The sequence below is a fragment of the Polyangium sp. y55x31 genome (assembly GCF_029946505.1).
Lineage (GTDB): Bacteria > Myxococcota_A > Polyangia > Polyangiales > Polyangiaceae > Polyangium.
Genome location: NZ_JARZHG010000005.1, coordinates 45,587 through 62,978, shown reverse-complemented (window position 1 = coordinate 62,978; position 17,392 = coordinate 45,587). Strand labels below are relative to the sequence as shown.

12 protein-coding genes are annotated in these 17,392 nt (G+C 67.0%); 5 read left to right on the top strand and 7 right to left on the bottom strand.

Annotated elements, in window-relative coordinates:
* Positions 1-79 precede the first annotated feature (79 nt).
* From QHF84_RS11710 to QHF84_RS11685, 6 genes are all read right to left on the bottom strand, one after another.
* Complete coding sequence (locus QHF84_RS11710) at positions 80-1,765, bottom strand: mechanosensitive ion channel family protein (protein ID WP_281313329.1); 1,686 nt, start codon at positions 1,763-1,765, stop codon at positions 80-82.
* 15 nt (positions 1,766-1,780) lie between these two features.
* Positions 1,781-3,181, bottom strand: a complete 1,401-nt coding sequence (locus QHF84_RS11705; RefSeq protein WP_281313328.1) for a family 2B encapsulin nanocompartment shell protein — start codon at positions 3,179-3,181, stop codon at positions 1,781-1,783.
* 98 nt (positions 3,182-3,279) lie between these two features.
* Entirely contained in the window at positions 3,280-4,686 is a 1,407-nt protein-coding gene (locus QHF84_RS11700; RefSeq protein WP_281313327.1) for a family 2B encapsulin nanocompartment shell protein, read from the bottom strand.
* 21 nt (positions 4,687-4,707) lie between these two features.
* Positions 4,708-7,023, bottom strand: coding sequence for a family 2 encapsulin nanocompartment cargo protein terpene cyclase (locus tag QHF84_RS11695; protein WP_281313326.1), 2,316 nt, complete (start codon positions 7,021-7,023; stop codon positions 4,708-4,710).
* Positions 7,024-7,507: 484 nt separating this feature from the next.
* A complete protein-coding gene (locus QHF84_RS11690) occupies positions 7,508-9,130 on the bottom strand; it encodes an amidase (RefSeq protein WP_281313325.1) in 1,623 nt (540 codons plus the stop codon).
* Between the two features lie 5 nt (positions 9,131-9,135).
* On the bottom strand, positions 9,136-12,285 hold the full coding sequence (locus QHF84_RS11685) for a serine/threonine-protein kinase (protein WP_281313324.1): 3,150 nt from the start codon (positions 12,283-12,285) through the stop codon (positions 9,136-9,138).
* Positions 12,286-12,506: 221 nt separating this feature from the next.
* On the opposite strand from QHF84_RS11685, the gene QHF84_RS11680 reads away from it, so the two are divergent.
* From QHF84_RS11680 to QHF84_RS11670, 3 genes are all read left to right on the top strand, one after another.
* Entirely contained in the window at positions 12,507-13,352 is an 846-nt protein-coding gene (locus tag QHF84_RS11680; protein ID WP_281313323.1) for a hypothetical protein, read from the top strand.
* 171 nt (positions 13,353-13,523) lie between these two features.
* A complete protein-coding gene (locus QHF84_RS11675) occupies positions 13,524-14,630 on the top strand; it encodes a putative sensor domain DACNV-containing protein (RefSeq protein WP_281313322.1) in 1,107 nt (368 codons plus the stop codon).
* A gap of 27 nt (positions 14,631-14,657) precedes the next feature.
* Positions 14,658-15,413 (top strand): hypothetical protein, encoded by a 756-nt coding sequence (locus QHF84_RS11670; protein ID WP_281313321.1) that lies wholly within the window; start codon positions 14,658-14,660, stop codon positions 15,411-15,413.
* 17 nt (positions 15,414-15,430) lie between these two features.
* Here QHF84_RS11670 and QHF84_RS11665 read toward each other — a convergent pair whose 3' ends face one another.
* A complete protein-coding gene (locus tag QHF84_RS11665; RefSeq protein ID WP_281313320.1) occupies positions 15,431-15,754 on the bottom strand; it encodes a hypothetical protein in 324 nt (107 codons plus the stop codon).
* A 131-nt stretch (positions 15,755-15,885) separates the two neighbouring features.
* On the opposite strand from QHF84_RS11665, the gene QHF84_RS11660 reads away from it, so the two are divergent.
* Both QHF84_RS11660 and QHF84_RS11655 read left to right on the top strand, forming a co-directional pair.
* Positions 15,886-16,770: a PfkB family carbohydrate kinase gene (locus tag QHF84_RS11660; protein WP_281313319.1), complete on the top strand. Its 885-nt coding sequence runs from the start codon at positions 15,886-15,888 to the stop codon at positions 16,768-16,770.
* A gap of 26 nt (positions 16,771-16,796) precedes the next feature.
* Entirely contained in the window at positions 16,797-17,372 is a 576-nt protein-coding gene (locus tag QHF84_RS11655) for a L,D-transpeptidase (RefSeq protein WP_281313318.1), read from the top strand.
* The last annotated feature ends 20 nt before the right edge of the window (positions 17,373-17,392 follow it).

Sequence of the window (17,392 nt, the reverse complement as noted above, 5' to 3'; positions counted from 1 at the left end):
GGCCCTCGCCGATGGATGGATTCAGAAGCGTTAGTACGCCCGAATACTCCTCGACGCAAGGCCGTGATGCGGTAGGTGATCAGTCGTCCGACGCCGGCGAGAACGGCGTGATGGGCACGGACTCCTCGATCTCTCGCTTGGGCGGGTTCTTGACGTTGAGCGTGCTCTCGATGAGGACGGCGCGACGCGGGCGCGGCGCGCCGACCTGGGCTTTGCGGAGCTCTTCCACGATACGCCCGCGCAGCGCGTCGTTCATGTCCTTGTTCTCGCCGGGCGGCACGCGCGCGCTGATACGCAGGACGATCGATCCCTCGTTCAGCTCCTCCACGCCGACCTCCACGCGCCCAGGCGCGCCCAGCCGCGCCTCGACCTCCTTTTCGGCGATGCTCGCGAGGAGATCACGCACCCGCGGGATATCCTCCTCGTAAGGCACGTGCACGTCGACCACCGCGTTCACGAAGGAGCGCGAATGGTTGGCGACCTTGCGGACCTCGCCATTGGGAATCGAGTGAAGGACGCCGAGGTCGTCTCGGATCTTCGTGATACGAACGCCGATCTCCTCCACGCGCCCCTGGATGCCGCCGATCTCCACGAGATCCCCGACGAGGAGGAGGTTTTCGAAAAGAATGAAGAAGCCGGCCACGATGTCGCCGACGAACGTCTGCGCGCCGAAGCCGATGGCGACGCCGATGACGCCGGCGCCGGCGAGCAGCGGCGTGGGGTCGATGGAGGCCTCACGCAGGCCCATCACGAGCGCCGAGAAATAGATCGCATACCGCACGAAACCCATGGCCACGGGGACCAGGGTCTTTCGTTGCTGGAGCGTCTGGGGGTTTGCCTCGGCCACCTTCCCCAGGAAGAGGTCGTTGATGAGCAATACGGCAAGCTCGACGAGGACCCGGCTCGCATAAAAGATCGCGATGATCCGGAGCCCGACGCGCCCAGCCTGGGAGAGCCACGTATCGGGGGTGAGCGCGTCCGCGACCCACGTGGCCGCCGTCAGGTACACGCAATAATCGACGACCCGCTTCGTGATGCCGAGCAGGTGCGACAGGTTGCCGAGGTACCTGAGCGGGCTCTCGAGGCGGGCGAGCCTCGTCGAGTTGTCGAAGATGACGTCGAGGAGGAGGTATCCGATGCCCGTCGCGAGACGGCTGATGTAGAAGGCCCCGAGCGTATAGGTGGCGAGCACGACGGAGCGCTGGGTCCCCGGCGCGAGCGCGAGCTTGTCGGCGATGAAGACCGCGGCGGCGCCGAAGACGACCACGCGCAGCGCTTTGCGCAGGCGTATCGTGACCTCGGCAAGCGGTTCGCGCCGTTTTTCGAGCCACTCCGAACGCGCGACCGCCTGGCCCAGCACGTCGGCAAGCCCCCGTGCGAGGGCGTCGACGAAGAGCGCGCCGACGGCAATGCCGAACGTCGTGAGCAATCGTGTCTTGACGAGCGCGGGATCGTCCCCGGCGAGCCCGCGGAGTGCGCTCTTCGCCACGTCGAGGGCCCAGATCCCTCGATACGTGGCAAAAAACGCAGCGGCCAGGAGCCCGGCCCCGACGAGCGCGACCCAGACGAGCGCGCGACGACGGACGCGACGACGGAATGCCTTGCGCTCGTCGGCCGTGACGTGCTCCAGCGTCGGCGAGCGCAAGATGAAGGCGTAGCCCCGATGAATCGTCCTGATCACCAGCTCCGACAGGAGCAAGAGCATCACGATCGTGATGCACAGGGCGACGAGGTTGTGGAGCAGGAGATCGAGTTGCAGGATCATCGGGGCCCGCCGCGATTATCTACCGATCTGGACGTTCTCCAAGATGCCGAGGGCGTCGGGGACGAGGACCGCGGCGGAGAAATAGGTGCTCACGAGGTACGAGCTGATGGCCTTCTCGTCCGTGTCCATCTTGCGGGCCGAGACGCCGGGCTCGATTTCTTCGGGGAGGCCGGTCCGGTGAAGACCGATGACGCCCTGATGCTCCTGCCCCGTGCGCATGACCAGGATCGAGCTCGTGTCGTCCTCGTTGATCGGGATCTTGTCGCAAGGCAGGATCGGGACGCCGCGCCATGCGGAGACCTTCGAGCCGGAGATCTCGACGCTCGTCGGGTAGACGCCGCGGCGATTGCATTCCCGGTGGAAGGCGGCGATCGCACGCGGGTGCGCCAGGAAAAACTGCGACTTGCGGCGCCGGCACAGGATCTCGTCCATGTCGTCGGGCGTCGGGGGGCCGCTCCGGGTATGGAGGCGCTGCTTGAGATCGGCGTTGTGCAGGAGGCCGAAATCGCGGTTGTTGATGAGCTCGTATTCCTGCCGCTCGCGGAGGGCCTGGACCGTCAGGTTGAGCTGCTCCTCGAGCTGGTTCATCGGATCGTTGAAGAGGTCCGAGACGCGCGTGTGGAGCCGGAGCACCGTCTGCGCGACGCTGAGCTCGTATTCGCGCGGCGCGGTCTCGTAATCGACGAACGTCCCCGGCAGCGTGGGCTCACCCTTGTGACCGGCGGAGAGCGCGATCGCCGCCTGCCCGAGTTTGTCCTGCGGCTTCTTCAGCCGCTCCTTGAGCGACTCGACGTGCGCGTGGAGCGCCGGCGTTCGGGTGATCAGCTCCTCGAAGACGCGCTGCGGGAGCTCGAGCACGATGCACGGCGTGACGGCCTTGACCGAATAGGTCCAGAAATCGTCCGACGTGACGACGGACTGATCCCCGAAATGGTCCCCGTCCGCGAGCGTGTCGAGGATCTTGTCGTCACCGTACTTGCCCGGGCCGAGCTTCTGGGCTCGTCCGTGCGCGATCAGGAAGATGGACTCTGCCGGCTTTCCGCGCTCGGCGATGAGCGCGCCGGGCTTGTATTCCCGCTGGACGAACCGACTCGCCAGGGTCTCGAGCACGGCGTCGTCCGAAAAGCCGTGGAGGAGCGGCAATTCGCAGAGCTCCTGCGGGATCACCTGCACCTTCGCTCCGATGTTGCCGAAGCTCAGCCGCCCGTCACCGACGGCATAACTCAGGCGACGGTTCACGCGATACGTGCCGCCCTTGACCTCGACCCAGGGCAAAACCCTGAGGAGCCAACGGGGCGTGATCCCCTGCATCTGGGGGTGCGACTTGGTCGTCGTCGCGAGCTTCCGCGCCCCCAGCGTCCCGAGGCTCGAACGATCCCCCTCGTTCCCGATCCCAGGTTTTTCGACGTTTGCCATGACGTACCTTTCCTTCTGCGCGCTTCGGAGAGCAGCGAGCGCTCCGCGGGTCCCCCGGGTCTCCGAGGGACACACGCGGAGCGCCTACCACGCACGGATCATTCGTGGGCGCGCCCGATCTCGACGCTCTCCAGAACACCGAGCGCGTCGGGGACCAGGACGGCCGCCGAGTAGTAGAGGCTGACGAGGTACGAGATGACGGCCTTCTCGTTGATCCCCATGAAACGCACGTTGAGGCTCGGCTCGACCTCGTCGGGAATGCCGGCGTGGTGCAGGCCGATGACGCCCTGGTTCTTCTCGCCGGCGCGCATCAGCAGGATGGAGGTCGTCCGCGTATCGGAGACCGGGATCTTGTTGCAGGGGAAGATCGGCACGCCGCGCCACGCCGGGACGTGGTTGCCATTGATCTCGACGCTCTGCGGATAGATGCCGAGGCGGCTGCACTCCTGGCCGAACGCGGCAATGGCGCGCGGGTGCGCCAGGAAGAACGACGGCTCCCTCCAGACCGTGGCCAGGAGCTCGTCCATGTCGTCCGGCGTCGGGGGGCCGCTGCGCGTGTGAATGCGCTGCTTGAGGTCGGCATTGTGCAGGAGGCCGAACTCGCGGTTGTTGATGAGCTCGTGCTCCTGGGTCTCCTTCAAGGCCTCGATGGTCAGGCGGAGCTGCTGCTCGGTCTGGTTCATCGGCTCATTGAAGAGATCCGCGACGCGCGAGTGGATCTGGAGCACGGTCTGCGCCACGCTGAGCTCGTACTCGCGGGGCGAGGTCTCGTAATCGACGAACGTCCCGGGGAGGACGGGCTCGCCGGAGTGACCCGCGGCAATCTCGATCGCGGCCTCACCCGTGTTGTCCTGCTTCTTCGCGGAGAGCGCCTTGAAGTTCTCGAGGTGCTTCTTCAGCGACGGATACTGCGCGACCAGCTCCTCGAAGACGTTCTGCTGGAGCGTCAGCACCGTGCAGGCCGTGACCGCCTTGGCCGTGAACGTCCAGTAATCCTGCGTCTCGAGCAGCGCCTGGTAGCTGTAATGGTCGCCGTCCGCGAGGACCGCGAGGACCGTCTCGTCGCCGTACTTGCCGGTGCCGATCTTGTTGATCTTGCCGTGCGCGATGAGGCAGATGTGATCGGCCTCCTTGCCCCGCTCGGTGATGACGTCGCCGGGCTTGTAGTCGCGCTGCACGAAGCGGTTCGCCAGCGCGCCGAGGACCTCGACGTCCTCATAGCCGCGGAGGAGGGGCAGCTCGCAGAGCTCCTGCGGGATGACCTGGATCTTGGCGCCGGTGTTCGTGAACGTCACGCGGCCGTCGCCGACGGCGTAACTCAAGCGGCGGTTCACGCGGTACACGCCATTGACGTGCACCCACGGCAAAAGCTTGAGCAGCCACCGCGACGAGATGCCCTGCATCTGCGGGACGGACTTCGTCGTCGTCGCGAGTTGCCTCGCGGCCGCCGTTGCGAGGCTGGTCTGCTGCTGATCGATCGAACCCAACTTCCCTGAGATAGACATGAGTCCCTCTTTCCCGGCCGGTTAGGACCGCCCGAGCTTCACCGGCACGGAACGCGCCGTACCCATCGAAAGATCCGCCTTCGCAGCAGGAGCCGCGGCGCCGGGCTTTCCCGCGCCGAAGAACCTGCTGATATGCGCCGCAGAGGCGCCAAACCCACGCGCGCCCTCGATCGCCCGCTCGATGGGCGAGCGCTCGAGCTCCGTGTCCACGTACCGGCTCGTACCGACGTGCCAGTTGAGGACCCCGGCCATGTACAATCGCTGCTTCTCGACGTATCCGAGCACGGCCTCGCGGGCCGCCTTGTCGAGTTTGTATTCGTCGAGGATGCGGGGCAGCTCGGTCGCGGCGATGCGCTCGAACTCCACGATGCGCGCCGTGATCATGTCATTGACGATCTCTTTGGCCTGCTTCGCGTCGCATTCGAGGAACCGCTCGACGACGAGCACGAAGTTATTGAGCTCGCCCTCGAACTCGATCTCCTTGCGGTACGAATAGAGATCGTTGATCCACCCGCCGACGTCGGCCGTGGTGTTGTCGAGGCTCCGCATCGCCCGCGTGCGGAAGACCTCGGCCGGGACGGCGTCGCAGAGCGTGAGCTTGGAGAGGCCCATCGTGAGATCGGCGCCGAACGTCTTGCGACGCATCTCGACGTAATCGACCGGATCCGGGATCCGGTTCTGGGTCTGGTTCAAGAGCTCCCAGAGCCAGCTCTGCGTCATGGTCTCGATGCTGCTGCGGAGCGTCTGCCGCGCCTTCATCGACATGGGCGTCGCGGTGCGAATCCAGAGGTCGAGCAGGCTGCTCTCCAGCGGGTTCTCGGGCACCGGGGCCCCAGCGCAGTCGAGGGGCATGAACATCGAGAGCCGGGCCGCGAATCGCTTCGCGCCCGCAAAGTCCCGCGTCGCGCCGAAGACGAGCGGGAAATAATCGTCGCCGTACGTGCCCCAGGTCAGCCAGCCCGAGCTGAGGTCGAGCTCGTGCGGGGACGCGTCCGGGTGAATGCCCGCGGCGCAGAGGGGGAAATCGAAGCCGCTGAGCTTGCGCTCGTTCCAGAGCCCGGAGCCGAAGACGCCCGGCACGACGTCGAGCATTCCGAATTTACGGGCCCACTCGACGGTGTTCCGGCGCGACGCGGGCAGATGCGGGCTCAAGCGGAGCTTGAACGGCATGTGGATCTTCGGGAGTGGCATCCTGCCCACGTGCCGGAAGGGCGTGTGGGTGAGGGTCTTGATCCGCTGCAAACCGAGCGCGCCGGGCGTGAGCCGGATCCGGAGCGCCGAGGTGCCGAGCCCCTTCGGTCCCCCGAGGAAATCGGGGACGCCCGCGGACTTGTCCGCGTGTTCGTTCATGTAGCGGCTCGACCGCATGTGCCATTCGTGGCCGCCGGATTGCCAGTCCTGGAGCCCCTTCACGTATTTCGCGACGTCGAGGGCTTGCGCCGGCGAAAGCCCGTACTCCGCGCAGAGCGCCGGCACCTCGACGAGCGCCGTGTTCTCGAATTGATGGAGCCGCGACGTCAGGATCTCGTTCGTCAGATCGGCCGCTTTTTGCGTGGGGACGCCGAGGAACTTCTCGAGGACGAGCACGCAGTTGGCATTCTCGCCCTCCTCCTCGACCTCGCGCTGGTACGAGAACAGATCATTTCGCAGGTGAACGCCGTCCGAGAACGTGTCGCGCAGGACCTCGAGGGGGCGCGTCGCGGCGACGGCGGCCGGGACCTCGGCGCCGACCGCGATCTCGACGAGGCCCGCGGACCAGGGCGCGCCGCCGACCTTGCGGCGCATCTCGACGTATTCGACCGGGTTCGCGACGCGGTTCTCCTGGATATTGGCGAGCTCCCACATGCACTCGAGGAGCAGGTTCTTCGTGGCTTCGAGGAAACGCTCGCGCCAGTTGACCGAGGTGAGCGGGACCGTGCGCGCCCACAAATCCGCGAGCGCGCGCTCGACCACGTTCGTCGGCTCGGGCGGCGTGCCCGTCGGCACGACGGGCATGAAGAGCGGCAGGCGATCGAGGTACGCCTTCGCGCCGGACATGTCCTTGGTGCGCTTGTAGATTTCGAGGAAATGGTCGTCGAAGAAGAACACCCACACATACCAATCCGTGATGAGATCGAGCTCGGACGGGGGTGCATCGGGGTGGGTGTACGCGCAGAGCAACGCGTAGTCGTGCGCGTCCAAATCCTGCTCGGTCCAGATGGGCTTGCCTTGGGGATTTTCCTCCAGGATGCCCATCTCGTAGGACCAGGCCTTGGTATGCACGCGCGCCCCTTCGAGGTGGGGGTTGATGCGCGCCGGATACGGCATGTAGAAGTCGGGCAGCGTGAAAGGTTGCATGTTCGCTGACTTCTCTCGCGCGTCGTCGACACGACGCGAACGACGACGACCCGTATGTCGTGACGGTGTGTATCTCGGACGCACCTCGGCACATCCACACGAAAACGTGCGACGAGGCCCCTCAGGTTCATCCATACAAACCGTTCGGGATCTTCCGGACGAAGGCGGATCTAGACCAGTAGGTTCATGCAAGTAAATTGAAATGTGACCGTCCGTGACGTTTTTTTCGCACTCGAAGCAGCAAGCGCAAAACGTTCATGATCTCAATGGTTTACGCGCTGAAGTATGGCCATGGTCCTCGGACGCGCGTTTTCACGAGGCCACGCACGTGGTTCTTCCGCAGACGGGTTCGGCAGAGTGGATCATTTCGTACACTTGTCCTAGGTTGTCGGAATCTTCTGCGAACGGTCATGCACGGTGACACACAGCACCGGGCAACAATACAACCATGCGGCGCGACCACATCGAAAGTCGGGGCTTGCATTCAGCGCCGCAGCGTCGGCTCGAACGTCGGCGCTCGCCGCGCCTTCGTGGCCTGCTCGAATGCGAATGCCATTCCGAGGAGCTCTCCCTCGGAATATGCGCGTCCCATGAATGCGAAGCCGAGGGGCAGGCCGTGGCTGTCGCCCATCGGCACCGTGATGCTCGGCGTGCCGGCGACGGCCGCTGCCCCATAACTCTCGCTCACGAAATGATCCCCGAGGACGTGATCGGTGAGCCATGCCGGGGCCATGCTCGGCGCGACGATGGCGTCGAGCTTGCCGCCGTCGAGGACCGCGAGCAGGCCCTCTTTCCCGGCGAGGCGCCTCGCCGCCTCGCGCGCTTCGAGATACTCCGCATCGGTGAGCGGCCCGAGCGCCGCCGCCTTCTCGAAGAGCTCCTGGCCGAAAAACGGCATCACCGCCTCGGCGTGGGCCTTGTTCCACGCAATCAAGGCCTCCAGTGACGCGTGCGGCGCGCCGCTCCGGCGTAGATACGCATTCAGCCCGTCCTTGAATTCGTACAACATGACCGTGAACTCGGGCTTGTTCCAGCGGTGGTACGTGGCCATTTCGACATCGACCACCTCCGCGCCCAGAGCTCGCAGGGTCGCAATCGACGCCTCCGCCGCCCTGTCCACGTCGGGGTGGTCTCCCATGGCCTGACGAAGCACGCCGAGGCGCTTGCCCCGGAGCGCGCCCGGCTTCAGGAACGTCGTGTAATCGGTCGGAGGCCCGCTCTCCTTCGGCGCGGCCGGATCGGACGGATCGACGGCCGCGAGGACGGTGAGCAGGAGCGCCGCGTCGGTCACGGTCCGGGCCATCGGCCCTGCGGTGTCCTGCGAGATCGAGATCGGAATGATCCCGCGGCGGCTGACCAATCCCACCGTGGGCTTGAGCCCGACGAGGCCATGGACGGCCGAAGGGCAGAGGATGCTGCCGTCGGTCTCGGTGCCAACGCCGATCGCGCCGAGGCTCGCGGCAATGGCCGCGCCTGCGCCGGAGCTCGAGCCGCAGGGATTGCGGTCGAGCACGTACGGGTTTTTCGTCTGGCCCCCGCGCGAGCTCCAGCCGGAGGTCGCGCGGGTCGACCGGAAATTCGCCCACTCGCTGAGGTTCGTTTTTCCGAGAATGACGGCGCCGGCCGCGCGAAGGCGGGCGACGAGGAAGGCGTCCTCTTTCGGCCGATGCTCCGCGAGCGCCAGCGACCCGGCCGAATTCACCATCCCGGCGACGTCGATGTTGTCCTTGATCAGCACGGGAATGCCGTGCAAGGGCCCGCGCACCTTCCCGGCCCTCCGCTCCGCGTCGAGGGCCTCGGCATCCGAAAGCGCGCGCGGGGAGAGCTCGATGACCGCGTCGAGCCGGGGCCCGGCGTCGTCGATTTGCGCGATTCGATCGAGGTAGGCCTGCGTGAGCTCCCGCGCGGTCAGCGTGCCTTTGGCCATGCGCTCCCGCGCGTCCGCTGCGCTGAGCTCGACGACGTCGAGGGGGATGGCCGCTCTCCCGCGGCCGATGGACGATACGTCGGTCGGAAAGGCGCCGCTCTTGGCCGTTCCCCCGCCACATGCCCCGACCCATGCCGCGCCGAGCAGCGCTGCGCCAACCATCCATTGCGATGTTTTCATGACCATCACTCGGCTCCCACCTGCGCGAGCATTCTCTCCGCCTCCTTCACCGCCGCCCCCCGTTCCCGCGCGAGCAGCGGATTCTCGCGGAGCGCCGCTTCCAGCGAAGCCTTGGCCTCGCGCGCCGCCAGCGTCCTTGCCTTTGCGTCTCGCGCGGCGCGGGCGCGCAGGAGGGAAAGAGCTCCCTTCGCTGCGAGCGCCGTCGCCATGTTCGGATGGATGGCGAGCGCCTTCTCGGCCATCACGAGCCCCATCGTCAGATCGTTTTCGACGTTTTTCTTCCGCGCGAGCAGCCAACCCGCGCGCAGCTCGTGAATCTCGGCCAGCGCCTCGTAGACCTGCGGATTGGCGCGCTCCTTGTCGAGGACGGGCAAGAGCGGCGCGAAGGCGGCGTCGAACATCGCGGCCTCGGCGCTCCCCTTCGCGAGCGCCCAGCGGAGCGCAATGCTCTCCGTGCGCGCCTGCTCGATGCGGAAATCCACGTCCCACGGCGACGCCTCCGCGCTCGTCCGGAAAAACCCGCGCGCCGCCTCGATCTCCGTCGTCGGGTCTTTTCCTTGCTGCAACATGGAGAGCGCCCGCGTCATCGCGACGAGCCCCCGGAGCTCTTCGTTCGTCGAGGAAGGCGCGACGCGCTCCTTTTCACGCAGGGACGCCTCGGCCTGCTCCAGGGCATGGCTCGGATCCCGGCCCGCGTCGCAGGCGTGCGAAGCTTCGAGCCAGAGCGCCCAGGCCGAGATGTGCGCGGCCTCCAGCGAATTGTGCGCCTTGACGGCGGCCGCGGCCTCGAGCGCGCTCGCCACGGGCGCCTCCGGCGAGCGCCCTTTTTCCACGAGGTATTGCGCCTTCCGTAAATGGGCGTGCGCCTTGTAGACAGCCGGGTACGTGAAGCTCGGGTTCTGCGCGAACGCCTGGCCGCATCGCTCGACGGCGCGCTCCACCGAGCGCGTGGGATCGACGCCTCGCCAGATCTCGCTCCGCGCGCGCTCCACGTAAATCGAGCAGATCTCGTTGTACGGCCAGAGGAAGCCCGGGTCGATCCGGATGGCCTCCTCGTGCGCCGCGACGGCGCGGTCGATCGAGGCCCGCGCTTCGAGGCCTCGATTCATGAGGTACACGAGCTCCGTCCGGTACGCGGTACCGACCAGGTAATGCGCCATCGGATCATGCCCCTCCGCCTTCGCGGCGTCCTCCGCTCGCTGGATGGCCGCCCGAAGGATGGGCTCCGGCACCTTTTCTCGCTCGGGGCCGTTCAACGCTTGCCAGGCGAACGCATTGTGCGCGAACGCCATCTTGACGCGCGCCGAGCCGCGCTCGGCGTCGGCCGCGAGCGCCTTTTCACAGGCGCCCTTCGCTTTCTCGAAGCTCGGACGCAAAAGCTCCGGCCGCGACTCCGAGGCGAGCACGATCTGCGTCCAGAGCTCGCATTCGGCCTCGTGCACGGCCGGATCGCTCCGCGCGATGGCCGCGGCCTCTGCGTAGGCCGCCGCCGCCGGCTCGAACGAGCGCATCATCTTCTCGTCATCGAATGCCGCGTCCCGCCCGAAGCGCTTGCCTTCGGCGAAATGCGCGTCCCCTTCGAGCTTCTTCGCCTCGTGCAGCCAGGGCGATTGCGCGAATGCCTCGCGCGCCTTCGCCAGCGCGACGTCATTTTGCCCTTCGTGGAGCGCGACGAGCCCCTCGACGTACGCCGGCGACGAGAGCCTCGCCCCGAGCGCCGCGCGCAGGTGCGCGAGCGCCGGCGCCTTGTATTCGGCGTCGATCGCCGCGAGCCGCGCCTTCTTGCGCCCCTCGTCCTGGATTCGCTTCGTCTCCTCGAGCGCGCGACGATAAAGCTCGACGAGCGCGAGCCCCATGGCGTAACGAAGTTCCGGCGGCGCATACCCGAGGGCCTCGGCGCGGCGGAGATGGGCGAGCGCCTGGTCGTGCTCCTGGAGCGCGAGGAACCCTCGACCGAGCGCGTAATGCCCCGGCCCCTCCCCGGCCCGCCCGAGGGTCGCCATGCGCGCCTCGATGTCCCGCAATTGCCGCCGCACGATGGCCCGCTCCCGCTCGATGTCGTGCAGCGGCAAGCCATAGGCGCGCGCGAGGAAGAGCTCCATTTCCTTCACGTTCTCGCCGAGCTCGCGCGCGAGGGCCGTTTGCTCGGCGAGGGCTTGCCGCTCGCGGACCCAGAGCGATCCGAGCACCGCCATCACCACGAGCAACGCCGCCGCGGCCCCGACGCGCAGCTTGTGCCGCCGCGCGGCCTTGAGCAGGACGTACCCGAGCGACGCCCGGCGCGCCAGCACGGGGATTCCGTCGAGAAACCGCTGCAGATCCTCGCCGAGGGCGAGCGCCGATTCGTACCTGCGGCCCTGCTCCTTTTCGAGGCATTTCATGACGATCGCCTCGAGATCCTCCGGCACGTCCGGGCGTATCTTCCGGAGCGGCGTGGGCTCCTCGCTGAGGAGCTTTCGTATCACGGCGAGCGCGTGTACTCCCTCGAAGGGAGGGCGGCCCGCGAGAAGGTCATACAGCGTCGCGCCCAGCGCATACACGTCGGTCCGCCGATCCAGCGTCTCGACGTCGCCCGTCGCTTGCTCCGGGGCCATGTACGACGGCGTCCCGGCGAACGAGGACGTCGTCTGGCTCGACTTCCCGATTTCGCGGGCAATGCCGAAATCCATGATGTAAGGCTTGTAGGCCCCGTCCTCGCCCTGCTCGACCATGATGTTCGCGGGCTTCACGTCGCGGTGGACGATTCCCAGCCGGTGCGCCTCGTGCAGCGCCATGGTCACCTGCCGCACGGCCCGCACCTTTTGCTCGCGGGTCATCCGCTCGCCGGCGACGTCGAGTGGATCGCCCGCGATGTATTGCATCACGATATAAGGACGGTCCCCGTCGATCCCCACCTCGTGCACCTTGCACGCGTGCTCGTGCTCGATCCGCGCCTGCGCCCGCGCCTCGCGCAAAAGCGTCCGGTTCGTCTCCGGGTCGGCCTGGTGCAAAAACTTGATTGCGACGTCACGGCCGAGGTGCCGATCCTTGGCCCGGTAGACCGATCCCATCCCGCCGGCGCCGAGAAACACGAAGTCCCCGAAACGCGTGAGGAGCGCCTGCGGAATGCTCTGCGGCGGCGCGCTCGGAGGCGTGGAGTCCTGCTGCTGGCTCATAGTAAGTGTAACAGGACCCACAGAACGCACGCCGACACCATGACCTGTCTTCGGGAGGGCCGCCATGGGACCAACGTCCCATGGTTCTGCAATTGCAAGAAGCCTACCTTGTGTTCGGCACTGGTTCACCAGGCCACCGGCGCTGGGAGGGTCTGCAGCAAGGTCGATGACGGGGAGGCTGTCCTGGGTCGCCAGCGCCGAGCGGAGAGAGAGGAAAGATCATGGTGTCGTTTCGTTTGCTTACGGTTCTTGGTGTTGCCTGCGCGCTCGCTGGCTGCGTCGGCGCGGCGGAAGATCCTGCTGATTTCGGGGAGAGTCCGGCGCTCGCCCCGCAGGGTGGTCCCACGAACGGCTCGGGCGGGATGAACGGGCTGAACCCCGTCGACTACCACGCGAACGTGGCCGCGCTCCTTTCATCCCTGAACGTCGCCGCGGCGAACCCCATGAATCCCTCGGCCGTGAACCCCGCGATCGAGGCGACCGGGCTGCTCGATACCTCGGGCGGTCGAGACGTCTTCGAGTACGTGGCGCGATGCACGCTCCCCGCGGGAACGCAGCTCACGAGCGCGGGGCGCATCTACGCGGGCGGCGGGATCCTCCGCACGACCGGCGCGTGGCTCACGGCAGGCCTCACGACGTCACAGAAGGAGGACGCGCTCACCTGCATGGTGACGCACCTCAACGCGTTCAGCGCGCACGTCCCGATCTTCCTCTCGGGCCCCAGCATCGCCGGGACGGAGAGCGCGGAGCGGCGAGGGTTCACCATCGAGGAGGCGATCTGGCAGGTGAAGCTCGAGGGCCCGAGCCAGACGCCGATCTACTACGCCTGGCCCCGCGTCGACCTGCTCGACACCTGCGGGCTCGTGACGTCACTCACCTGGGTCAGCCGCATCTGCGGCACATCCCTCAACACCTGCGGCGTGCAGGTCCGTTACGATCGCGCCACGGCTTGCGCCGGCGCGGATGGGATCTTCACCTGCAACGGCAAGCCGGCGATCCAGACCTCGCTCGACGAGAGCGACCTCTGCATCCTGCACCTCAACGTGCTCGGCATCGGCCTGCTGTAGCGCGAGCCTGATGCCTCCACCCCTCGATCCCCGAGGACTTCAGACCTCACACGAATCTCACGAGCTCGAGCTGCGAGGGTGAGACGCACGAGCGTCCCTCACCCGGCCGCTCGGCTTGACAGATCGCCATGAAGCGCCGTTTCATCTCCCGACGAGCTTGCGTGGGCGCTCATGACCTCCTTCAAATATCCGAGAGACATGCTCGCGCCGCTGAAGGCGCGCTGGTACGAGTGGGCCCGGCAGGAAAGCGAGCCTCCGGCCCTGCCGAGCGACGACAAGCTCGCGCTGCTGCTCGAGGTCGCATACCACGCGAGCTACACGGCGGACGAGCGCCGCGGGACCCAGTTCCGCGCCGTCGTTTGTAGCCCCGATCTGCGAGAATCGGAGATCGATCATCCCCTCCGGATCGACCCGCCGCGCAGCTTCACGCCCCACGAGATCATGCGCCTCGCGCCGGCCGCGGACGCCGCGAAGGTCATGCTCGCCGTCGATCCCGGCGGGGACGAGCCGCTCATCTGGGGGTTATGCAATGGCGCGGACATGCAGCTCACCGTCTCGGTGATGGCGCCGGGCAAGCTCTCCGTCGGGCGAAATATGCGCAGCCTCGTGGCCCTCGAAGACGGCCATATTTTCGCGGAGGGGGAGCGGCTCGGCGTCTTTCAATCCGTGGTCGAGGCGCTCTCCGAGGCGACCGACGCATTGTGGGACGGCGTCAACTGGCGCGGGGGCTCGTGGTCTCCGCAGGTCAACTATCCGGCGCACCTGCACGACGTCCTCTCGACGATCCGAAAGCTCGGGCACGGCGGAACGGTCCTCGTCATCCCCGACCGCGAATGCAAGTCCTCCTCCTGGCGACAGCTCCTCAAGATCAAATACCAGTGCCAGGACGACTCGGTCTGGCCGCTCCTGCGGAAATCGGTGTTCCAGTTCGACGAGGATTCCCCGGGGCGCGGCGCCATGGAATTCCAGTATGCGGAGGACAAGGCGCGCCGCTTGCTCGAACGGCTCCCCGGGCTCACGGCGGTGGACGGCGCGCTGCTCATCACGGACCGATATCGGGTGCTCGGCTTCGGGGTCGAAGTGCTGGCGCAGACCGAGCTCGAAACGATCTTCCTGCCGGACGGGACGTCCCGGAGCGTCGAGGCCTACGGCACGCGGCATCGATCTGCGGCCCGCTTCTGCGCGGCGTACCCGCGCGGGGTGGCCTTCGTTTGCTCGCAGGATGGCTCGATCAAGTGCGTGCGCAATCGCGACGGGAAGGTCACGCTGTACGAGTGATGCGGGGGCCCCGCAGGGAGGTACGTCATGCGAAAGAATTTGCTTGCATCGCTGTTCGTGCTGGTCGCTGTCGCTGGATGCGTCGAAAGCCCGAGTGAGCCCGGGGAGCAAAACGATGCTTTCCACCCCGGCCTTCAATACGCGGGCGCGATCGCGATCGGGAACGCGGGGCAGCCGAGCATCGAGCTCTCGGCCCCGCTCTTCCCCGATGCGACCGTGTTCCAGATGTTTCAGGACCCGAGCGTCTATCCCATGCTCTCCGACGCCGATCGTGATGCGCTCCTCGACGACATCCGCACCTTCGAGGAGCTCGTTCCGCTCTGCGCCCCCACGCACCCGGCCATCAAGCAGCAGAGCCCCGGCGGGCCGCCCCTCACGCAGGCCGAGATCATGACCAATTACGACGAGGTCGCGCGCTGCGGCTACGAGGATTTCGGCGCCAAACCTTACTGGATCCCAGAGCACGTGAATGACGTCGACATCTGCGCGGCGAAGCTCGGCGCGGATTGGCACCTGCCGACCGAGGCCGACATCGCCGCGTTGCAGGAGAGCGATTTCGCGTTCTTCGAGGCGACGCTCGCGCTGCCGGGCCAGGACCAGTTCCCGTCCCACTTCTACTATTCGCTCGACGTCTACGTACGTGGCGCCGACAGCACGCTCGCGCTCGGGAACCTCGCGCCGCAGACGGACCACGTCGTGCCCCTGCCCGTCTCGGGCGCCGCGATGAACGAGCTTTACATCGGCAATGGCAAGCCGATCGGCCTACGCTGCCTCCGGTTCTGAAGCCCCGTGCCTCGAGGTCATGAATTCGGGACCTTGAGCTTGTTTCGCACCCAGATTCCTACGAGCACCCCGGGCGTCGCCAGCAGCGCGAGGAGCCGCACCATGGAGCCCGGGCGCGAGCCGTCCCAGTCGCCTTCCATGACGCTGAAGAGCCCGCCGATGAGGGCCCCGCTGATCACGACGGCCACGAGGATGCCCGCCGCCATGGCCTTCGTGTTGCGGATCGTATACTCGCGCCGCCGCGCGATCGCCCGCTTCCATTCTTCTTCCGGATCCAGGGCGACCTTCACGGCGTTCCCCGCATTCGGCTGCCCCGAACCCCCCGCACGTTCGTCCGCCATCTCGCCCGTCTAGCACGAAACCAAACACGCGAGAACCGGTTCATACGCCGGCGAGCGAGCTCGTGGGGGCCGTCCAGAGGACGCACGGCATGCGCCTCGGGGTGCTATGCTCCGCGGGAGGGGTCGAAGAAATGGCCGCGCCGGACATCCTGCTCATCGGTCACGTCGCCCGGGATTTGCTCAGCACCGATCCGAACGACGGCTACCACCTCGGGGGCACCGTGAGTTTCGCCGCCGTCACGTCCGTCAAGCTCGGTCGGAGGCCGACGATCGTCACCGCGGCGGCGCCGGAGCTCGATTTCTCCGAGCTGCCGCGCGAGGTGGAGCTCCACGTCCTCCCCTCGGAGTCGACGACCACCTTCGTCAATGTCTATACCGAGGCGGGGCGCATCCAGCATTGCAGCACGCGGGCGCGGCCGATCACCGCCGCCGATATCGATCCCTCGTTGCGCCGGCCGCGGGCGGCGCTTCTCGGGCCGATCGCCGACGAGATCACCCCCGACGTGGCCCACATCTTCGCCGAGGAAACGCTGGTCGTGGCGACGCCCCAGGGGTGGATGCGGCGCTTCGACGAGGCCGGGCGCGTCCACGGCAAACCCTGGGAAAGCGCGAGCGAGATCCTCCCGCGGCTCACCGCGGTCGTGCTCTCGCTCGAAGACATCGACGCCGACCTCCGCCGCCTGGATCCCATCATCGAGCACGTCCCCCTCGTGGTCCTCACCGAATACCGGGACGGAAGCACGCTGTACAGGCGCCGCGACGACGGGACGACCCTCGTGACGCGGATCCCTCCCCGCGCCGCCCGCGAGGTCGATCCCACGGGCGCCGGCGACGTCTTCGCGACGGCCTTCATGATTCGTTTCCAGGAGACCCTCGATCCGGTGGAGGCCGCGCGCTTCGCGAACATCACGGCCTCGTTCGGCGTCGAGGCGGTCGGCGTCGCCGGCATTCCAAGCCGCGAGGTGGTCTTCGCGTACATGCGGGAGAACCCATTTCGAGAGGGCGCGCACGGCTGACGTGTGGCAAGATCGGGCTTCTGCCCATGCCTCGCTCCCGCCCGCTCGCGAAACGCTCGATCCTCCTCGCCGCCCTCGTCCTCGCGGCCGTCGCCCTCCTCGTGCTTTTCCTGCCGCCTTCGAGCCTCGCCACGCCCGCCTCCTGTGCCAAGCCCGAGATCGTCATCCGAAAGAAGGACGCCGCGCTCGATCTGCGCTGCGGCGGAACACCGTTCCGCACCTTCTCGGCCACGTTCGGGGCCAATCCCGTCGGGCAAAAGGAGCGCGAGGGCGACGAGCGCACGCCCGAGGGCGTCTATCGCATCACGAGCAAATCGGAGAGCGAGCGTTTTTATCGATTCCTGGGGATCTCCTATCCCGAGCTCGAAGACCTCGCGCGGGCGAAGAAAAACGGAATCGACAAACCGGGCGGCGGCATTGGCATCCACGGGACCAAGCCGAAGCTCGCGGCCCTGGCGCGGGCGTGGATCCGGCTCTCGAGCGCCACCGGGCTCGGGCAGGTCTGGGGCCCGACGGACGGCTGCATCGGGCTCACCAATGAAGACGTCGCCGTGCTCTACACCCTCGTCCCCGTCGGCACGAAGGTGACGATCAAGCCTTGAGCATGCGAGGATGAGGGCGA

Excerpts from the sequence above, each read along its gene's own strand:
- QHF84_RS11710 (WP_281313329.1), bottom strand. The coding sequence starts at position 1,765 with ATGATCCTGCAACTCGATCTCCTGCTCCACAACCTCGTCGCCCTGTGC.
- QHF84_RS11705 (WP_281313328.1), bottom strand. The coding sequence starts at position 3,181 with ATGGCAAACGTCGAAAAACCTGGGATCGGGAACGAGGGGGATCGTTCG.
- QHF84_RS11700 (WP_281313327.1), bottom strand. The coding sequence starts at position 4,686 with ATGTCTATCTCAGGGAAGTTGGGTTCGATCGATCAGCAGCAGACCAGC.
- QHF84_RS11695 (WP_281313326.1), bottom strand. The coding sequence starts at position 7,023 with ATGCAACCTTTCACGCTGCCCGACTTCTACATGCCGTATCCGGCGCGC.
- QHF84_RS11690 (WP_281313325.1), bottom strand. The coding sequence starts at position 9,130 with ATGAAAACATCGCAATGGATGGTTGGCGCAGCGCTGCTCGGCGCGGCA.
- QHF84_RS11685 (WP_281313324.1), bottom strand. The coding sequence starts at position 12,285 with ATGAGCCAGCAGCAGGACTCCACGCCTCCGAGCGCGCCGCCGCAGAGC.
- QHF84_RS11680 (WP_281313323.1), top strand. The coding sequence starts at position 12,507 with ATGGTGTCGTTTCGTTTGCTTACGGTTCTTGGTGTTGCCTGCGCGCTC.
- QHF84_RS11675 (WP_281313322.1), top strand. The coding sequence starts at position 13,524 with ATGACCTCCTTCAAATATCCGAGAGACATGCTCGCGCCGCTGAAGGCG.
- QHF84_RS11670 (WP_281313321.1), top strand. The coding sequence starts at position 14,658 with ATGCGAAAGAATTTGCTTGCATCGCTGTTCGTGCTGGTCGCTGTCGCT.
- QHF84_RS11665 (WP_281313320.1), bottom strand. The coding sequence starts at position 15,754 with ATGGCGGACGAACGTGCGGGGGGTTCGGGGCAGCCGAATGCGGGGAAC.
- QHF84_RS11660 (WP_281313319.1), top strand. The coding sequence starts at position 15,886 with ATGGCCGCGCCGGACATCCTGCTCATCGGTCACGTCGCCCGGGATTTG.
- QHF84_RS11655 (WP_281313318.1), top strand. The coding sequence starts at position 16,797 with ATGCCTCGCTCCCGCCCGCTCGCGAAACGCTCGATCCTCCTCGCCGCC.